The organism is Streptococcus sp. HMSC072D03 (assembly GCF_001812855.1).
In the GTDB taxonomy this organism is placed as follows: Bacteria; Bacillota; Bacilli; order Lactobacillales; family Streptococcaceae; genus Streptococcus; species Streptococcus salivarius_D.
This window is the reverse complement of the sequence record NZ_KV810634.1, coordinates 99,333-118,415: the sequence shown is the minus strand read 5'-3', so window position 1 is coordinate 118,415 and position 19,083 is coordinate 99,333. Positions and strand designations below refer to the sequence as shown.

General features: G+C 40.0%; 19 protein-coding genes. 18 read left to right on the top strand and 1 reads right to left on the bottom strand.

All coding sequences use genetic code 11. From position 1 onward, the window contains the following. The first annotated feature begins 179 nt into the window (after positions 1-179). From xseA to HMPREF2877_RS02895, 11 genes are all read left to right on the top strand, one after another. Entirely contained in the window at positions 180-1,508 is a 1,329-nt protein-coding gene (xseA, locus tag HMPREF2877_RS02945) for an exodeoxyribonuclease VII large subunit (protein WP_070578597.1), read from the top strand. Continuing rightward, the gene (locus HMPREF2877_RS02940; protein ID WP_002888853.1) at positions 1,498-1,713 is read left to right on the top strand and encodes an exodeoxyribonuclease VII small subunit; all 216 of its coding nucleotides are present in this window, start codon (positions 1,498-1,500) and stop codon (positions 1,711-1,713) included. The genes xseA and HMPREF2877_RS02940 overlap by 11 nt, the downstream gene beginning before the upstream one ends. Continuing rightward, entirely contained in the window at positions 1,713-2,585 is an 873-nt protein-coding gene (locus HMPREF2877_RS02935) for a polyprenyl synthetase family protein (protein WP_045768845.1), read from the top strand. The genes HMPREF2877_RS02940 and HMPREF2877_RS02935 overlap by 1 nt, the downstream gene beginning before the upstream one ends. Further along, entirely contained in the window at positions 2,578-3,405 is an 828-nt protein-coding gene (locus tag HMPREF2877_RS02930; protein ID WP_004182653.1) for a TlyA family RNA methyltransferase, read from the top strand. Before HMPREF2877_RS02935 ends, HMPREF2877_RS02930 begins: the two co-directional genes overlap by 8 nt. Further along, a complete protein-coding gene (locus HMPREF2877_RS02925) occupies positions 3,392-3,838 on the top strand; it encodes an arginine repressor (protein ID WP_004182652.1) in 447 nt (148 codons plus the stop codon). Before HMPREF2877_RS02930 ends, HMPREF2877_RS02925 begins: the two co-directional genes overlap by 14 nt. 8 nt (positions 3,839-3,846) lie before the next feature. Next, entirely contained in the window at positions 3,847-5,517 is a 1,671-nt protein-coding gene (recN, locus tag HMPREF2877_RS02920; RefSeq protein ID WP_004182651.1) for a DNA repair protein RecN, read from the top strand. Positions 5,518-5,586: 69 nt separating this feature from the next. Beyond that, complete coding sequence (locus tag HMPREF2877_RS02915; RefSeq protein WP_045768844.1) at positions 5,587-6,429, top strand: DegV family protein; 843 nt, start codon at positions 5,587-5,589, stop codon at positions 6,427-6,429. Next, entirely contained in the window at positions 6,422-7,297 is an 876-nt protein-coding gene (locus tag HMPREF2877_RS02910) for an SGNH/GDSL hydrolase family protein (RefSeq protein ID WP_004182649.1), read from the top strand. Before HMPREF2877_RS02915 ends, HMPREF2877_RS02910 begins: the two co-directional genes overlap by 8 nt. After that, the gene (locus HMPREF2877_RS02905) at positions 7,290-7,862 is read left to right on the top strand and encodes a YpmS family protein (protein WP_004182648.1); all 573 of its coding nucleotides are present in this window, start codon (positions 7,290-7,292) and stop codon (positions 7,860-7,862) included. Before HMPREF2877_RS02910 ends, HMPREF2877_RS02905 begins: the two co-directional genes overlap by 8 nt. Positions 7,863-7,998: 136 nt before the next feature. Beyond that, entirely contained in the window at positions 7,999-8,274 is a 276-nt protein-coding gene (locus HMPREF2877_RS02900; protein WP_002884048.1) for an HU family DNA-binding protein, read from the top strand. A 60-nt stretch (positions 8,275-8,334) separates the two neighbouring features. Further along, on the top strand, positions 8,335-8,535 hold the full coding sequence (locus HMPREF2877_RS02895) for a hypothetical protein (protein WP_002883994.1): 201 nt from the start codon (positions 8,335-8,337) through the stop codon (positions 8,533-8,535). A gap of 61 nt (positions 8,536-8,596) precedes the next feature. Here the strand turns inward: HMPREF2877_RS02895 and HMPREF2877_RS02890 are convergent, their stop codons facing one another. Continuing rightward, positions 8,597-9,532 carry a dihydroorotate oxidase gene (locus HMPREF2877_RS02890; RefSeq protein WP_004182647.1) on the bottom strand — a complete coding sequence of 312 codons (936 nt, stop codon included), beginning with the start codon at positions 9,530-9,532 and terminating at the stop codon, positions 8,597-8,599. Between the two features lie 256 nt (positions 9,533-9,788). Between HMPREF2877_RS02890 and HMPREF2877_RS02885 the strand changes: the two genes are divergently transcribed. From HMPREF2877_RS02885 to HMPREF2877_RS02855, 7 genes are all read left to right on the top strand, one after another. Next, positions 9,789-10,481: a phosphoglycerate mutase gene (locus HMPREF2877_RS02885; protein ID WP_004182646.1), complete on the top strand. Its 693-nt coding sequence runs from the start codon at positions 9,789-9,791 to the stop codon at positions 10,479-10,481. Positions 10,482-10,827: 346 nt separating this feature from the next. Next, a complete protein-coding gene (locus HMPREF2877_RS02880; RefSeq protein WP_060971493.1) occupies positions 10,828-12,384 on the top strand; it encodes a 2-isopropylmalate synthase in 1,557 nt (518 codons plus the stop codon). A gap of 18 nt (positions 12,385-12,402) precedes the next feature. Continuing rightward, a complete protein-coding gene (leuB, locus tag HMPREF2877_RS02875) occupies positions 12,403-13,440 on the top strand; it encodes a 3-isopropylmalate dehydrogenase (RefSeq protein WP_070578593.1) in 1,038 nt (345 codons plus the stop codon). 4 nt (positions 13,441-13,444) lie between these two features. Then, the gene (locus tag HMPREF2877_RS02870) at positions 13,445-13,726 is read left to right on the top strand and encodes a DUF1294 domain-containing protein (RefSeq protein ID WP_013990717.1); all 282 of its coding nucleotides are present in this window, start codon (positions 13,445-13,447) and stop codon (positions 13,724-13,726) included. A gap of 30 nt (positions 13,727-13,756) precedes the next feature. Beyond that, a complete protein-coding gene (leuC, locus tag HMPREF2877_RS02865; RefSeq protein ID WP_013990716.1) occupies positions 13,757-15,148 on the top strand; it encodes a 3-isopropylmalate dehydratase large subunit in 1,392 nt (463 codons plus the stop codon). 11 nt (positions 15,149-15,159) lie between these two features. Then, on the top strand, positions 15,160-15,750 hold the full coding sequence (gene leuD, locus HMPREF2877_RS02860) for a 3-isopropylmalate dehydratase small subunit (protein ID WP_002884116.1): 591 nt from the start codon (positions 15,160-15,162) through the stop codon (positions 15,748-15,750). A gap of 214 nt (positions 15,751-15,964) precedes the next feature. After that, the gene (locus HMPREF2877_RS02855; protein ID WP_070578590.1) at positions 15,965-19,075 is read left to right on the top strand and encodes a DNA polymerase III subunit alpha; all 3,111 of its coding nucleotides are present in this window, start codon (positions 15,965-15,967) and stop codon (positions 19,073-19,075) included. The last annotated feature ends 8 nt before the right edge of the window (positions 19,076-19,083 follow it).

Genomic DNA, 19,083 nt, shown 5'->3' with positions numbered 1-19,083 from the left:
ATATAAAACACCTGACAATGGTGGTTGAGACTGTCTTTTGACAGTCTTTTTTGGTATAATTTTAAGTAATCGTGTATACAATTAAAAAGCTGATTGAGAGGATTTGGGGATGATAGTTCTACAGAACTTTTTTAATGTCTTCAGGTTTTCAAGGATTGCTTAAATAAAGGAGAGTTGTCGTGTCAGACTATTTATCGGTCACATCCTTAACCAAATATTTGAAAATGAAATTTGACCGTGATCCTTATCTAGAGAGGGTTTATTTGACGGGGCAGGTTTCCAATTTTCGTCGACGTCCGAGTCACCAATATTTTTCGATAAAGGATGAAGGGGCTGTTATTCAGGCGACGATTTGGGCTGGGGTTTTCAAAAAGCTTGGTTTTGAACTCGAAGAAGGGATGAAGATCAATGTCGTTGGTCGGGTCCAGATTTATGAGCCTAGTGGTTCTTATTCCATTATTATCGAGAAGGCTGAGCCTGATGGTATTGGGGCTTTGGCCATCCAGTTTGAACAGCTTCGAAAAAAATTGACTGCAGAAGGCTATTTCGATGATCGTCATAAGCAAGCTCTGCCTAATTTTGTCAAAAAAATTGGGGTTGTCACTAGTCCTAGTGGTGCGGTTATTCGAGATATTATTACGACCGTTAGTCGTCGTTTTCCTGGGGTAGAAATCTTACTTTTCCCTACCAAGGTTCAAGGTGAAGGAGCTGCACAGGAAATTGCTGAAAATATCCAAAAAGCCAATCAAAGGAATGACCTAGATTTACTTATCGTTGGTCGTGGTGGAGGTTCTATTGAAGACCTCTGGGCATTTAACGAGGAAATTGTAGTTCAGTCGATTTTTGAGAGTCGTCTCCCTGTGATTTCAAGCGTTGGCCACGAAACAGATACGACTTTGGCTGACTTTGTTGCAGATCGTAGAGCTGCTACGCCTACAGCAGCGGCAGAACTTGCGACTCCGGTATCAAAGGCTGATACCTTGGTTTGGATTCGTGAAAGACAAAATAGAGCCTATCAAGCCTGTTTGAGACGTATACAGTATAACCAGGAACGCTTGGCCAAATTGTCACAATCTGTTGTCTTTAGGCAACCTGAGCGCCTTTACGATGGTTATCTACAAAAGTTGGATCGACTAACAACAAGGCTTGAAACCTTCATGAGTCAAGATTTCGCACGCAAACAAAAAGAAGCAGAGCTTTTGAGACAACGATTACAAGGCTTAAATCTTCTGACTAGTGTTCAGAACTACCAAGACCGTCGAGAGTCTTTGCAACGTTTATTGGTGACTACAACTAAGAACACCATGAATGGTAATCGTGTGAGATTAGAAAAGGCACAGGATGCCTTATTGTCTCTAGATACTAGTCGTATTGTTGCAAGGGGCTATGCCATTGTCAAGAAAGATGATAAACCTTTAACAAGTACCAAGAATATTACCGAAGGTGATCAATTAACCGTCCAAATGAAAGATGGAGAACTAGAAGTAGAGGTGAAAAATGTCAACTAAAAAAACATTTGAGGAAAATTTACAGGACTTAGAAGCCATCGTCACTAAGCTCGAAACAGGTGATGTTGCTCTTGAGGATGCTATTGCTGAGTTCCAAAAAGGTATGGCCTTGTCTAAAAATTTGCAGAAGACCTTGGAAGATGCTGAAAAAACACTAGTTAAGGTCATGCAAGCAGATGGTACAGAAACGGAAATGGATGCCTAATGAGCAAGCTAAATAAAATTGATGCGGCTATCCGTGATTACTACCAAAAAAAGAATCTTCCTGTATCAAGTGATTTAATCACTGCCATCCTTTATTCAGTTGATAGTGGAGGCAAGCGTATTCGTCCACTGATTTTCTTAGATTTACTTGAAGGATTTGGTTTAGAGCTTACTCCTAGTCATTTCGATGTCGCAGCAAGTCTTGAAATGATTCATACTGGAAGTCTGATTCACGACGATCTGCCGGCCATGGATGATGATGATTACCGTCGAGGACGTTTAACCAACCATAAGAAATTCGATGAAGCAACGGCAATCTTGGCTGGAGATTCTCTCTTTTTGGATCCATTTGACCTCCTAGCACAAACAGAGTTATCCGCAGAAATTCGAGTTCAATTGATTCAAGCATTATCTCATTCTTCAGGAACCTTCGGTATGGTAGGTGGACAAATGTTGGATATGAAGGGTGAAGGTCAGGAACTTGATTTATCGCAACTGGCTAAGATTCATGAGCATAAGACAGGTAAGCTTTTAACCTTTCCTTTTGTAGCGGCTGGTATTGTTGCTCAAAAAGATCAACAGGTCTTGGAAAATCTTCAAGAAGCTGGTCGCTTGATTGGTCTTGCCTTTCAAGTACGTGATGATATTTTGGATGTGACTGCTGATTTCGAAGAGCTTGGGAAGACGCCTGGGAAAGATGTAGTAGCTGGAAAATCAACATATCCGGCTCTGCTTGGTCTTGAAAAATCACATGCTATCCTAGAGGAATCACTTGATAAAGCTGAGGCTATTTTCCGAAATCTATCTGAGACTCAAGGTTTCAAGAAAGACAGTATTATAGAAATCATAGAAAGGTTACGACTCCATGCCTAAGGAAAGAGTAGACGTCTTGGCTTATAAACAAGGCCTTTTTGAAACACGAGAACAAGCTAAACGTGGCGTTATGGCTGGTTTAGTTGTTAATGTTATCAATGGTGAACGTTACGATAAACCCGGTGAAAAAATCGACGACGGTACAGAGTTGAAGCTTAAAGGAGAAAAACTCAAGTATGTGAGCCGTGGAGGACTCAAACTTGAAAAAGCTTTGGAAGTATTCAATCTGTCGGTTGAAGGCATGACGACCATCGATATTGGAGCTTCAACAGGTGGATTTACCGATGTTATGCTTCAAAATGGGGCCAAACTGGTTTATGCTGTGGATGTCGGTACCAATCAGTTGGTTTGGAAATTGCGTCAAGATGAGCGTGTTCGTTCCATGGAGCAATATAATTTCCGTTATGCTGAACCTATTGATTTTACAGAAGGACTACCGTCTTTTGCATCAATCGATGTCAGTTTCATCTCGCTAAATTTGATTCTGCCGGCCTTGGCTAAGATATTGGTTGATGGAGGGCAAGTTGTTGCTCTTGTGAAACCGCAATTTGAGGCGGGCCGTGAACAAATTGGGAAAAACGGGATTGTTCGTGAGAGCAGTGTCCATGAAAAAGTGTTAGAAACAGTGACAGCCTTTGCGCTTGACTATGGCTTTTCAGTTAAGAGACTGGACTTTTCACCTATCCAAGGTGGTCATGGTAACATTGAGTTTCTCGCACATTTGGAGAAGACAAATTCTCCTCAAAATGATGCTCAAACCTCTATTAAGGAAGTTGTAGCACAAGCACATAAGGAGTTTAAAAAGAATGAAGAAGAATGATCGTTTGGAGTTAATCCGAAAGATTGTCCAAGAAAATAAAATTACGACTCAGGGAGAATTGGTAAAATTACTCCAAAATGAGGGATTGAAGGCTACTCAGGCGACAGTATCGCGTGATATCAATGAAATTGGTATTACCAAGGTACCAACGGAAGACGGTTCATACATCTATGGACTCTCAACTGCTCCTAGACGAGTAGGTGGAACTTCTGTTGTGACTCGTCGCTTGTTGCGTGTTGATCGTCAACATGCCTTTATGAATATCGTTGTTCAACCTGGGACAAGCCGTCTCATCAAGAAGATTCTTTTGGATGAGTACAAGCATTTGATTTTTAGTGTCATTGCTGACGATGATACCCTCTTTTTAGTGGCTCAGTCAGAGTTAGCAGCCATCGAACTACAGGGGCAAATCATTAAGTGGGTTGAAGAATAGGAGGGCCTATGCTTCTCGAAATTACGATAAAGAATTTCGCAATTATTGAAGAGATTTCTCTAAACTTTGAGAATGGTATGACCGTCCTTACTGGTGAAACAGGTGCTGGTAAGTCCATTATTATAGATGCCATGAATCTTATGTTGGGCGCACGTGCTTCTAGCGAAGTCGTCCGTCATTCAGCATCTAAGGCTGAGATTCAGGGCTTCTTTTCAATCGAACAAAATCCTGCCTTGGTTAGTATCTTGGAAGATAATGGGATTCCTGTCGAGGATGAATTGATTATCCGTCGTGAAATCTTCCAAAATGGTAGAAGTGTTAGTCGCATCAATGGACAGATGGTCAATTTAACGACACTTAAAGCCGTTGGGCACTTCTTGGTAGATATCCATGGACAACATGACCAGGAAGAGCTTATGAAACCTGCTCTGCATATTACCATGCTTGATGCCTTTGGTGACAAGGAATTTTTCCAAACTAAGAAAGAATACCAAGAGTATTTTGACCGCTATCGTGAGTTAAGAAAAGCCGTTCTTGAAAAGCAGAAAAATGAGCAGGAGCATAAGGCTCGAATTGAAATGCTAGCTTTTCAGATTGCAGAAATTGAAGCAGTCTCTCTAAAATCAGGAGAAGATTTGGCATTGATGAAGGAGCGAGACAAGCTTCTTAACCATAAGCAGATTGCTGATACCTTAACAAATGCCTATGTCATGCTGGATAATGAAGATTTTTCAAGTCTTTCAAATGTTCGTTCTGCCATGAATGACCTCCAGTCTCTTGAAGAGTATGACTCAGATTACAAAGAACTCTCTGGAAATCTATCAGAAGCCTATTATGTTTTGGAAGATGTCACTAAGCAACTCGGTGACCTTTTGGATAATTTGGACTTTGATGCTGGGCGTTTGCAAGAGATTGAACACCGCTTAGATACGATTAATGCAATTACTCGTAAATATGGTGGGACTGTCGATGACGTCTTAGATTATCTGGAAAATTCAAGTAAAGAATATAATCTTTTAACTGGCAATTCCAGTTCGTCAGATGCGATGGAACAAGAGCTTAAGCAACTTGAAAAAGATCTGCTTGCGTCTGCAGAGACCTTACAAACGGCACGCCATCAAATTGCTACAGCCCTTGAAGCTGAGATTAAGAACGAGTTATGCGACCTTTACATGGATAAGGCTGATTTTAAAGTTACCTTTACTAAAGGGAAATTTAACCGTGATGGTAATGAGCAGGTTGAGTTTTACATCTCAACCAATCCAGGTGAAGGCTTTAAACCGCTTGTTAAGGTTGCTTCAGGAGGAGAATTATCTCGACTCATGTTAGCGATTAAGTCAGCCTTTGCCCGCAAAGAAGACAAAACAAGTATCGTCTTCGATGAGGTTGATACTGGCGTTTCAGGTCGTGTTGCCCAAGCCATCGCTCAGAAAATTCATAAGATTGGGAGTCATGGTCAGGTTTTGGCCATCAGTCACCTTCCACAAGTTATTGCCATTGCTGATTATCAGTTCTTTATTTCTAAGGAAAGCGATAATGAGACGACTGTCTCTCGTGTTCGTCTCTTGACACCTGAGGAAAGGGTGCAAGAAATCGCTAAGATGTTAGCAGGTGATAATGTGACGGAGGCTGCCTTGAGCCAAGCAAGAGCCTTGTTAAAGGTAGATGACTCTCTTTAGAAAAAGACTTGGGAAAAGTTTTCCAGTCATGCTATAATAGAATAAAAATTTGTGTTAAGCGAGAAAAATATGAGTAAAATCAGAATTGTAACCGATTCGTCAATTACGATTGAACCAGAATTGGTTGAAAAATATAATATCACTGTTGTTCCATTGTCGGTTATGGTGGACGGTGTCATCTATTCAGATAGTGATCTTCGAGAAGAAGGCCGTTTCTTGGATATGATGAAGCATAGTAAAGAGTTACCAAAGACTAGCCAACCACCAGTAGGTTTGTTTGCTGAGACATATGAAAAACTTGTCAAAGAAGGTGCAGAACAGATTGTGGCTATCCACCTCATGCACACCCTCTCTGGGACATGTGAAGCTTCACGTCAAGGAGCTAGCCTGTCAGGAGCAGATGTAACCGTTATCGATTCAGGCTTTACGGATCAGTGCCTTAAGTTTCAGGTTGTTGAAGCAGCCAAATTAGCTGAAGCAGGAGATAGTCTAGATGAGATTGTAGCACGTGTGGAAGAAGTGAAAAGTAAATCTGAACTACATATCGGTGTTTCTACCCTTGAGAATCTTGTCAAAGGTGGTCGTATTGGACGTGTAACAGGTCTACTATCTTCATTGCTCAATATCCGTGTCATTATGGAGTTGAAAGACTATCAGTTGAATACGATTGCGAAGGGTCGTGGTGCTAAGACATTCACAAAATGGTTGGATTCTTATATTAATGGTATCAAGGATAAGGACCGCAAAGTGGCAGAGATTGGTATTTCTTATGCAGGGACACCTGATTTTGCACATGAAATGGCTGAAAAACTTGAGGTTTTGGGCGCTCCGATTTCAATCCTTGAGACTGGTTCCATCATTCAAACGCACACTGGTGAAGGCGCCTTTGCCGTAATGGTTCGTTATGAATAAGTGGAAAGAATCAGAATTAGTTAGAAGCCTCGTAGGCTTCTTCTTGCTTTTTCTCTTATTTATCGGCCTCTTTATTTTTGTAGTTCCTAGTACGCATCAGTCATCAAAAATTGCAGAAAAAATTAAATCTATTAAAAATGAAAAGGTCACCTATGTTGCTATCGGTGATTCCCTTACGCAAGGTGTAGGTGATAGTAGTAATCAAGGGGGCTTCGTTCCTGTTTTGTCTCAGGCCTTAGAGTCAGATTTTGACTGGCAAGTGACCTCTCGCAACTATGGTATCGCAGGGAATACGAGCAATCAAATTCTCAAGAGAGTGCAAGAAAAGAAGGATATTCAAAGAGATCTCAAGAAGGCTAAAGTGATGACTCTGACAGTTGGTGGTAATGATGTAATCCATGTCATTAAGGACAATATCACTAATCTTAATGTAGACACCTTCACTAAGCCAGCTCAGGCCTATCAAAAGAGATTAGGACAGATTATTGAGTTAGCTCGTAAGGATAATAAAACATTGCCAATTTATATTGTTGGTATTTACAATCCTTTTTATCTTAATTTTCCAGAGATGACAGAAATGCAAACTATTGTAGATAATTGGAACCAATCTACTGAAGAAGTGTGCAAGAAGTACGATAATGTCTATTTTGTTCCTGTAAATGATTTGCTTTATAAGGGAATTGACGGTAAGGGCGGTGTTACAAGCTCTGATGATACGTCTCAGTCTAGTAACTCTTCTCAAGGTAGCCTGAATGATGCTCTTTTTGAGGATGATCATTTTCATCCAAATAATACAGGTTATCAAATTATGTCAGATGCCATTTTGAAACGTATTAACCAAACAAAGAAGGAGTGGTCAGGTGAGTAAGATATGGAAGTGGTTATTTTTAGGACTCTTGGCCTTAAATCTAGCCTTAGTAAGTGTTGTGGCCTATAGAATCATGACTCCAGTGGAGACGACGAGTTCTGTATCCCTACCTAAGGGAGCAACTAAAATTGGTAAGTATAGTATGACAAGGGAGGAGCTTGACGCTGCTCTTACGGGCTTTGCCCAAGATTATTCGACCGATAAGATGCGTTTCAAGGTCAAGGTTACTAATTCTAAAATTGTTTTCGAAAGTAGCTATAAGGTTTTAGGTCACCCTGTCCCTCTTTATGTCTACTTTACGCCGGTTGTTAGTGAATCAGGAGCAATTGTACTTCATGTTTCTGAGCTTTCGGCTGGAACCTTGAAACTGCCTGTTTCGGATGCCCTTAAGATGATTAAACGTTCAACTAACCTCCCTGATTACATCGCCATCAATAGTAAGAAGGGAAAGGTTACCTTAAATATTCAGTCTATGAAGAATGAGAAGGGGATTACAGCACGTGCTCAAAGCCTTGATTTGGTTAATGACCGTATCGAATTTGACATCTATAAGACAATAAATTAAAAAGCCTTTACTTTTTGCAAAAAAGCGATTAAATTAGCGTTTATTACTTGACCTCATAGGCCTTTTAGGATAAGATAATACTTGTTCAAGCGCTAAAAAAACTATTCGCTTAGAAATAAATTGGAGGATTGTTACAATGGCTAACAAACAAGATTTGATCGCTAAAGTTGCAGAAGCAACTGAGCTTACTAAAAAAGATTCAGCAGCAGCTGTAGATGCAGTTTTCGCTTCTATCGAAGAATTCCTTGCTGCAGGTGAAAAAGTACAATTGATCGGTTTCGGTAACTTTGAAGTACGCGAACGCGCTGCTCGTCAAGGTCGTAACCCACAAACTGGTGAAGCTATCTCAATCGCAGCTTCTAAAGTTCCTGCATTTAAAGCTGGTAAAGCTCTTAAAGACGCAGTTAAATAATGTAAAAACCCCTAAAATTTTAGGGGTTTTGATTTATATGAAAATAAGTTAAGGAAATCTATGAAAACCATAACAGTGGTATTGATTTTTCTTTTGGTTTTTACTGTTATTAAACTATCAGGTATTGTTGCTATCAGCAAACTGATGAAGCCAAGTGAAAAACAAATCGAAGAAGCTCGTCAAAAACGTCTTCAAGCTGAGAAAGAGGGCAAGGATCCTTTTGAAGACTGGGATGAACGTGACGATGATGGTCTTGTCTAATAAGAGAATCCTCATCAAATAATAAAAAAGTTTGGAAGGTCTTCCAAACTTTTTTTGTAGACTAGTCAATGTAGTGAAGTTTTCCTCGGAAGTCTTCAAGAGTTTCGTAACCTTTTTCTTCCATGATTTCTTTAAGTTCTTTAGTAATACGGTCAAAAACAGCGACACCTTCTTTTTGAAGGGCAGTACCCACTTGTACCATACTTGCACCACAAAGGATGTGTTCAAAGGCATCACGACCAGATTTGACACCACCAGTACCAATAATTTGGATTTCAGGTTTCAGACGTTGGTAGAAAGCGTGAACGTTTGCCAAGGCAGTAGGTTTGATGTAGTCACCACCGATACCACCAAAACCATTCTTAGGTTTGATGACAACAGACTCATCTTCAATGTAAAGGCCATTACCAATTGAGTTGACACAGTTAACAAAGACAAGTGGAAATTGGTTAAACACTGCAGCAGCTTGGTCAAAGTGCACAATATCAAAGTATGGTGGTAATTTCACACCAAGAGGTTTTGTAAAGTAAGAGAAGACTTCAGTAAGGATCTCGGTTGTTGTTTCAAAATCATAGGCAATTTGAGGTTTACCAGGAACGTTAGGGCATGAGAGGTTGAGTTCAACAAGTCCTTCATAGTCGCTTTCTTGAACTTTTTTGAGAATCGTGTGGGTTTCTTCAGGTGAGAGACCAACTAGTGAAAGGAAATGATTTTTGGTATTGGGTTGCTTTTGCAATTCAATCACATAGTCAAGGTAGTATTCAAAACCGTTATTTGGCAAGCCCATTGAGTTGATTGACCCAAGAGGTACATTAACATAACGTGGTTCAGGATTACCAGGGCGGGCTTCAAGTGTCCCTGTTTTTGTGACGAATGAACCTGCAGCTGAAGCCTCGACCTCTGCCAATTCTTCCTTAGTCATACAATGAACACCCGCAGCATTCATAAGACAGTTAGAAAATGTAAACTGACCAACTTTTGTAGCAGTAGAAACCATAAGATCCTCCTTTAAAGATCACAATGTAAAATGTTACTAATTCATCTCATTTTAGCATGAATGAAGGCCTAAAACAAGGAAATAATGGATATGCAAAAGCATCTAAAGTGAATTTCTAATACCCTCGCTTTTGAGACTGACAGGATGCAGTAGAATTTTACAGAATTTTTTGGATTTTGCTAGCTTTTTCAAGGTTTTTTGGGTAGAATAGAAGGAGTAAATGGGTTTAACCCAAAATAAAAAGGAGACATAACTAATGGTAAAATTGGTTTTCGCTCGCCACGGTGAGTCTGAATGGAACAAAGCTAACCTTTTCACAGGTTGGGCTGACGTAGATCTTTCTGAAAAAGGTACTCAACAAGCTATCGACGCTGGTAAATTGATCAAAGAAGCTGGTATCGAATTTGATCAAGCATACACTTCAGTATTGAAACGTGCGATCAAAACAACTAACTTGGCTCTTGAAGCATCTGACCAACTTTGGGTTCCAGTTGAAAAATCATGGCGCTTGAACGAACGTCACTACGGTGGTTTGACTGGTAAAAACAAAGCAGAAGCTGCTGAACAATTTGGTGATGAGCAAGTTCACATCTGGCGTCGTTCATACGATGTTTTGCCTCCAGCAATGGATCGTGATGATGAGCACTCAGCACACACTGATCGTCGTTATGCTTCACTAGACGACTCAGTAATTCCAGATGCTGAAAACTTGAAAGTTACTTTGGAACGTGCCCTTCCATTCTGGGAAGATAAAATCGCTCCAGCTCTTAAAGATGGTAAAAACGTATTCGTAGGTGCACACGGTAACTCAATCCGTGCCCTTGTTAAACACATCAAACAATTGTCAGATGACGAAATCATGGATGTTGAAATTCCAAACTTCCCACCATTGGTATTCGAATTTGACGATAAATTGAACGTTGTTAACGAATACTACCTCGGAAAATAAGCTGAGATAAGTAGTTATCAATAATAAAGAAAAAGTTGGTTTAAGCCAGCTTTTTTCTTTTCCTGAAAAAAATTGTAAATAGTGGTCAGAAAAGTCAGTCAATTCAGTATTTTTTCCTTGACTTTCAAGTTGGAAAGATGTATCATATTAACCAAGATACATCGAAAGGAAATGAGTCAAATGACATTCGCAACTACAACAGTTTTGCTATTGCGTAATGAGGGCTAGTGCAAAAGCATTAGTCCTGTTTGGCTTACCAAGCGGGAGGTAAAAACATCTCGCTTGGGTTTCCGAGTGAGATGTTTTTTTACTACTATCGTTTTTACTTTTAGAAAGAGGATTGTCTATGCGTAAAGTTGAATTTTTTGATACAAGTCTTCGTGATGGGGAACAAACACCTGGAGTTAACTTCTCAATCAAAGAAAAAGTTGCCATTGCTAAGCAACTTGAAAAATGGGGAATTTCTGTAATCGAAGCAGGTTTCCCTGCAGCTAGTCCAGATTCATTTGAGGCAGTAAAACAAATTGCAGAAGCTATGACAACAACTTCTGTTACCGGCTTGGCTCGCTCAGTAAAATCTGATATTGATGCTTGTTATGAGGCTTTGAAAGATGCCAAGTATCCACAAATTCATGTCTTTATCGCAACAAGTCCGATTCACCGTGAGTTTAAATTGAAGAAATCAAAAGAAGAAATTCTTGAAGCTGTAAAAGAGCATGTGACTTATGCGCGTGAACGTTTCGATGTTGTTGAGTTTTCACCAGAGGATGCTACTCGTACTGAGCTTGATTTCTTGACTGAAGTTGTTCAAACAGCGGTTGATGCTGGTGCATCATATATTAATATTCCAGATACAGTAGGATTTACGACTCCAGAAGAGTTTGCACGTATTTTTGATCATTTGACTGAAAATATTAAATCAGACCATAAAGTTGTTTTTGGTGTTCACTGTCACGATGACCTCGGTATGGCAACTGCAAATACTTTGACAGCAATTAAACACGGTGCTGGACGTGTACAGGGAACTGTTAATGGTATCGGTGAACGTGCGGGTAATGTTGCTCTTGAAGAAGTAGCTGTTGCTTTGAAAATTCGTGAAGACTTTTTCCAAGCAACAAGTGATATTGTTCTTAATGAAACAATGAATACTTCAGAGCTTGTTTCTCGCTTCTCTGGAATTCCTGTTCCTAAAAATAAAGCTGTTGTTGGTGGAAATGCCTTCTCTCATGAATCAGGTATCCACCAAGATGGTGTTCTTAAGAACCCACAAACTTATGAAATTTTCACACCAGAATTAGTAGGTGTGAAGAGTAACAGTCTTCCTCTTGGTAAATTGTCAGGACGTCATGCCTTTGTTGAAAAATTGAAAGAACTTGAGCTTGACTTTGTGGAAGAAGATATCAAACCACTTTTTGCCAAATTTAAAGTCTTGGCTGGGAAAAAACATGATATTACTGATGCAGATATTCGTGCCCTTGTTGCTGGTACAAGTGTAGATAATCCAGAAGGTTTCCACTTCGAAGATCTTCGTTTGACTACTAATGCTGATGAAACAATCACTGCTACAGTAAGTTTGGCTAATGAAGACGGTGAATCTGTTGAATTTTTGGCAAATGGCCAAGGGTCAGTTGAAGCTATCTTCAATGCTATTGACAAATTCTTCAACCAAACAGTTCGCTTGACTTCTTATAATATTGACGCAGTAACTGATGGTATTGATGCGCAAGCGCGTGTACTTGTAACTGTAGAAAATGTAGATACAGATACTATTTTCAATGCATCTGGTTTGGACTTTGATGTCTTGAAAGCATCAGCAATTGCCTATATCAATGCTAATACATTGGTTCAAAAAGAAAATGCTGGTGAGATGGCACGTAAGGTTTCTTATCGTGACCTTCCATAAGCCTAAGAGGAGTTAAACATGACAAAGAAAATTGTAACACTTTCAGGTGATGGAATTGGACCTGAGATTATGGCAGCAGGTCTTGAAGTTCTTGAAAAAGTAGCTTCAAAAATTGGATTTGATTACGACATCGATGCTAAACCATTTGGTGGTGCTGGCATTGATGCTGAGGGTCATCCACTTCCTAAGTCAACTTTGGATGCTGCTAAATCAGCAGATGCTATCCTCTTAGCTGCAATTGGTGGACCTAAATATGACAATGCGCCAGTTCGTCCTGAACAAGGCCTTTTGGCCATTCGTAAGGAGTTGAATCTCTTTGCTAATATCCGTCCTGTCCGCATCTTTGATGCTTTGAAACACTTGTCACCTCTTAAACCTGAGCGTATTGAGGGCGTAGACTTCGTCGTTGTTCGTGAGCTCACAGGTGGTATTTACTTTGGTGAGCACATTTTGGAAGAAGATAAGGCTCGCGATATCAATGATTATTCAGCAGATGAGATTCGTCGTATCATGCGTCGTGCCTTCAAGATTGCTCAAGGTCGTGGCAAAAAGGTCACTAGCATTGATAAACAAAATGTTTTGGCAACTTCTAAATTGTGGCGTAAGGTTGCTGATGAAGTTTCTTTGGAGTTTCCAGAAGTAACCCTTGAACATCAGCTCGTTGATAGTGCCGCAATGATTATGATTACCAACCCAGCTCGTTTTGATGTGGTTGTGACAGAAAACCTTTTTGGTGATATCTTGTCTGATGAATCAAGTGTCCTTCCAGGAACTTTAGGTGTTATGCCATCTGCCAGTCACTCTGAAAATGGTCCAAGTCTTTATGAACCAATCCACGGTTCGGCACCAGACATCGCTGGTCAAGGTATTGCCAATCCAATTTCAATGATTTTGTCAGTAGCTATGATGTTACGTGAAAGTTTCAATGAAACTGAAGGGGCAGAATTGATTGAAAATGCTGTTGATAAGACCTTGAACCAAGGCATCTTGACACGTGATTTGGGTGGTCAGGCTTCGACTGCTGAAATGACAGCAGCTATTATTAGCAATCTCTAAACTCATGACACTAAAACTAGTGTTACTAAGCGTTTTGTTGGTATGGAATCTCCTTGTTTTATGTGCTTATGGACTTGATAAAAGCAAGGCCATTCAACATAAAAGACGGATTTCTGAGAAGGCATTATTATTGCAGACTCTGATTTTCGGTGGTATTGGTGCCTTTCTAGGTGGGAAATTTTTTAGACATAAAATTAACAAATGGTATTTTAAGCTATGTTGGCTTATAGGCATTGTTATTGATGTCGTTCTTTTATACCTTATTCTAACAAGACTTTCGGATTAGCTAATCCTTAGATTATATTTGGAGTATTTTATGAGCGGAAAATCAATTTTTGATAAACTTTGGGAACGCCACGTCGTTACTGGAAACGAGGGCGAACCACAATTGATGTATGTGGATCAGCATTATATTCACGAGGTTACAAGTCCACAGGCCTTTCAAGGACTTCGTGATGCTGGACGTAAAGTTCGTCGCCCAGATTTAACTTTTGGTACGACAGACCACAACGTTCCTACGGTTGATATTTTTAACATTCGTGACCTTATTTCTAAAAACCAAATTGATACTTTGGCGAAAAACGTTGAAGAATTTGGTATTGATGCGGCTACCCACGGTACTGCTCGTCAGGGGATTGTCCACATGGTTGGTCCTGAAACAGGTCGCAGTCAACCCGGTAAATTTGTCGTCTGTGGAGATAGTCATACGGCTACGCACGGTGCCTTTGGTGCCATTGCCTTTGGTATTGGTACATCTGAGGTAGAACATGTCTTTGCGACACAATGTTTGTGGCAAGTAAAACCTAAGAAAATGAAGGTTGAATTTGTTGGTAAACCTCAGCCAGGTGTCTATTCAAAAGACTTTATTCTTGCACTTATTGCACGCTATGGCGTTGATGCTGGTGTAGGATACGCAGTTGAATATTGTGGTGAAGCTATTGATGCCCTTTCAATGGATGAACGCATGACCATCTGTAACATGTCTATTGAATTTGGTGCTAAGATGGGTCTTATGAATCCAGACCAAAAAACTTATGATTATGTTGAGGGACGTCCATGCGCACCTAAGGGTGAGAAGTTTGAAGAAGCAGTAGCTGACTGGAAAACCTTGGTCTCAGATCCAGATGCTGAATATGATAAAGTGATTACTATTGATGTTTCAGAATTGGCACCTATGGTTACATGGGGAACTAACCCTGAAATGGGTGTTGAGTTTGACCAACCATTCCCAGAAATCAAAGACTTTAATGATGAACGTGCCTACGAGTATATGGACGTTAAGCCTGGCGAATATGCTAAAGATATCGATCTTGGCTATGTCTTTATCGGTTCTTGTACTAACGCACGTCTTAGCGACCTTGAGTTAGCTGCTAAATTCGTCAAAGGAAAACATATTGCACCAACATTGACAGCTATTGTTGTTCCAGGTTCACGTCCAGTTAAGAAAGAAGCTGAACGTCTTGGTTTGGATAAAATTTTCTTGGATGCAGGATTTGAATGGCGTGATCCAGGTTGCTCAATGTGTCTTGGTATGAACCCAGACCATGTTCCAGAAGGTGTTCACTGTGCATCTACAAGTAACCGTAACTTTGAGGGACGTCAAGGATATGGAGCTCGTACTCACCTTTGTAGTCCAGCAATGGCAGCAGCTGCAGCAATCGCTGGTAAATTTGTAGATGTACGCGATATGCCAGAAGTTCAAGCATAAGGGAGAAGATAATGGAAAAATTTACCGTCTATACAGGGAAATCAGTACCTTTGATGAATGATAACATCGATACGGACCAACTCATTCCCAAACAATTCTTGAAAGCTGTTGATAAAAAAGGCTTCGGTAAGAATTTGATGTTTGAATGGCGTTATCTTAATGATGACTACGAAGAAAATCCTGATTTCGTTTTCAATAAACCTGAGTATCGCGATGCGACTATTTTGGTTACTGGTGATAACTTTGGTTCAGGATCATCTCGTGAACACGCTGCATGGGCATTGGAAGACTATGGTTTCCGCTGTGTTATCGCTGGATCATTTTCAGATATCCACTATAACAACGAATTGAAGAATGGTATGTTGCCAATCGTTCAACCCTTGGAAGTACGTCAAAAATTGGCTGCTCTTCCTGCAGGTGAGGAAATCACGATTGACCTTCCAAACCAAGTCATTAAATCTTCAGCAGGAGAGTTTCCATTTGATATCGATCATGAGTGGAAACGTAAATTGGTTGAAGGGCTTGATGATATTGGAATCACTCTTCAATATGAAGATTTGATTGCTGCCTATGAAAAACAACGCCCATCATATTGGCAATAAGGGATTAAGTTGTTTCTCTAAGCTTTGATATTCAATCTTGCTATCAGAAGCAACGATATGTTAGTAAAAAAATAATGAGCACTTAAAAGAATGGGATAAGGACAATATCAAAAATGTTGTTCTATCTCATTCTTTTTGTTTGAAACAGTTAATATGGTAGAGGCGTTTTTACTAGTAGCGTATGCTATAATAGAAAGATAGAAAGGAGGCCTTCATGTTTGCACAATTGGATACAAAATCCGTCTATAGTTTCATGGATAGTGTTGTAGATTTGAACAGCTACGTTGCGCGTGCCAAAGAGCTAGGCTATCAAGCCCTTGGTTTGATGGATCGTGACAATCTCTATGCTGCTTATCATTTTGCCCAGCTTGCAAGTAGAAACGGTTTACGTCCTTTGATTGGTATGGAAGCTAATCTATTTTACGAGGGAAGAAAAATTCCTTTTCGTCTATTAGCTAAAAATAATCAGGGCTATAAAAATTTGATGAAGTTGGCAACAGAACTCTCCTCAGGACAGCGTGAATTTACAGCTTTTTCGGACTATCTAAATGCTATTGCCCTTATCCTTCCAAGTGAAGACTGGGAGCCAGGAATGACTCTTGGTTCAGAGGTTTTCATTGGGGTAAGGCCAGAAGATGCTGGCAAAGAGTTTGATTATCCTGTGGTTCCCTTGCATACAGTGCGTTATTTTGAGAATGCAGACCGCTCGACGATACAGATGTTGCATGCCATCTCACAAAACGTTTCCTTGTCAGAGGCCTCTATTTGTCCTATGAATCAACTTCTTTTCTCGCCTCAAGAAATGGAAAGTGCCTATAGTGATATTCCAGAGGCTTTGAACAATTTGGAGCAACTTGTTTCAGACATTACTTATCAATTTGATACGGATTTGAAGCTTCCACGTTTTAATCGAGATATGCCTGCTGTTGACCAATTACGTCAATTAGCTCAATCTGGATTGGAGTCTAAAAAGTTAACCTCAGCAGTTTATCAGGAACGTTTAGACAAAGAATTGTCTATTATTCATCAGATGGGCTTTGATGATTATTTCTTGATTGTCTGGGACTTGTTACGCTTTGGGCGTAGCCGTGGTTATTATATGGGAATGGGACGTGGATCTGCTGCAGGAAGCTTGGTGGCCTATGTCCTTGATATTACTGGAATTGATCCCGTTAAAAATGACTTGCTTTTCGAGCGTTTCCTAAATGAAGAGCGTTATAGCATGCCTGATATTGATATCGACTTGCCTGATATCTATCGAAGCGAGTTTCTTCATTATGTTAGGGACCGTTATGGTAGTAATCACTCTGCTCAGATTGTTACCTTTTCAACCTTTGGAGCCAAGCAGGCTATTCGAGATGTTTTTAAACGTTTTGGTGCTAAGGAATTTGAACTGTCCCAACTAAGTAAAAAGATTTCTTTTCGCGACAACCTGACTTCTGTCTATGAGAAGAATATGTCATTTAGACAGTTGATTAATCAGAGACAGGAATTTCAGAGGGCTTTTGAGATTGCTAAGGCTATTGAAGGCCAGCCAAGACAGACCTCAATCCATGCTGCTGGTATAGTGATGAGTGATGATGATCTTACCAACCATATTCCACTAAAAGCTGGTGAGGATATGATGGTTACTCAGTACGATGCCTCCGCAGTCGAGGCCAATGGCTTGCTTAAGATGGATTTCTTGGGCCTCCGTAATTTGACCTTTGTTCAAAAAATGAAGGAGAAGCTTGAAGAAGAGCAGGGCATCACTATTGATATCAAATCCATTGACTTGGAAGATCCACAGACCCTAGCACTTTTTGCCAGTGGTAAGACCAAGGGGATTTTTCAGTTTGAGCAGGCGGGTGCCATAAACCTCCTTAAACGAATTAAACCTGCTAAGTTCGAAGAAGTCGTAGCGACAACCTCTCTTAACCGTCCTGGAGCTAGCGATTATACAGATAATTTCATTGCTCGTAAATACGGTAAGGAAAAAGTAGATCTCATTGATCCAGTAGTTGCACCAATTCTTGAGCCTACTTATGGCATCATGCTCTATCAGGAGCAGGTTATGCAGATTGCCCAAGTATTTGCGGGCTTTACACTCGGAAAAGCCGATTTGCTTCGTCGAGCGATGTCTAAAAAAGATGCCAATGAAATGTCCAAGATGTCCGAGGAGTTCATGGAAGGAAGTCGTCAGTTGGGACGTGACCCACAGATTGCTGAACGCCTCTTTAGTATGATGGCTAAGTTTGCGGGTTATGGCTTTAATAGAAGTCATGCCTATGCTTACTCAGCTTTGGCCTTTCAGTTAGCCTATTTCAAAACGCACTACCCACAGATATTCTATGACGTCATGTTAAATTATTCGTCAAGTGATTACATTAAGGATGCAATTGAAAATGGATTCTCCCTAGCTAGCCTCGATATTAATAGGATTCCCTATCTGGACAAGATTTCAGATGGCAAGATTGTATTAGGCCTTAAGACTATCAAAGGCTTACCAAGAGATTTTGCCCTTTGGATTATTGAGGATCGCAAACAAAATGGCAAATACATTTCTATAGAAGACTTTTTAACACGTATTCCTAGTAAATATCAGAAAGTCGATATTTTGACACCTCTCATCCAGATTGGTTTGTTTGATATTTTTGAACCAAATCGTCAGAAAATCATTGGCAATTTAAACAACCTCTTTACTTTTGTCAATGAGTTAGGAAGTTTGTTTGCAGAGTCCTCTTATTCTTGGGTTGATTATGAAGACTATAGCCAGACGGATCGTTATAATTTAGAACAGGAGTTACTAGGAGTTGGGCTTAGTCCTCATCCTTTACACCTAGCTCAAAAAATGGCCTCTCGTCCCTATCAACCAATTTCTGATTTGACGGTTAATAATAAGGCGACTGTTTTGGTTCAGCTAGAGTCCGTTCGAATTATCAGAACTAAAAAAGGTGATCAGATGGCCTTTCTGAACGTAACTGATGGGATCAATAAACTTGATGTTACTCTATTCCCAGAAACTTATTTCTATCATAAGGATAAATTAAGTGAAGGTGGTCTCTTTTATTTAGAGGGACGGACTCAAGAGCGTGACGGACGCATTCAGTTAATTTTATCAAACATGGAGGAAGCTAGTACAGAGCGTTTTTGGATCTTGCTTGAAAATCATGATAAAGACATTGAAGTTTCTCAAATCTTAGCTAAATATCCTGGAAATATTCCAGTTGTTATTCGTTATCAGGGAAGCAAGGAAACCATAGTTAGTCAACGGTTCAAAGTGTCTAAGACCGAAGAACTAAATAGAGAACTAGGTCCTTTCGTGTTGAAAACGGTTTTACGTTAAAAAAAAAA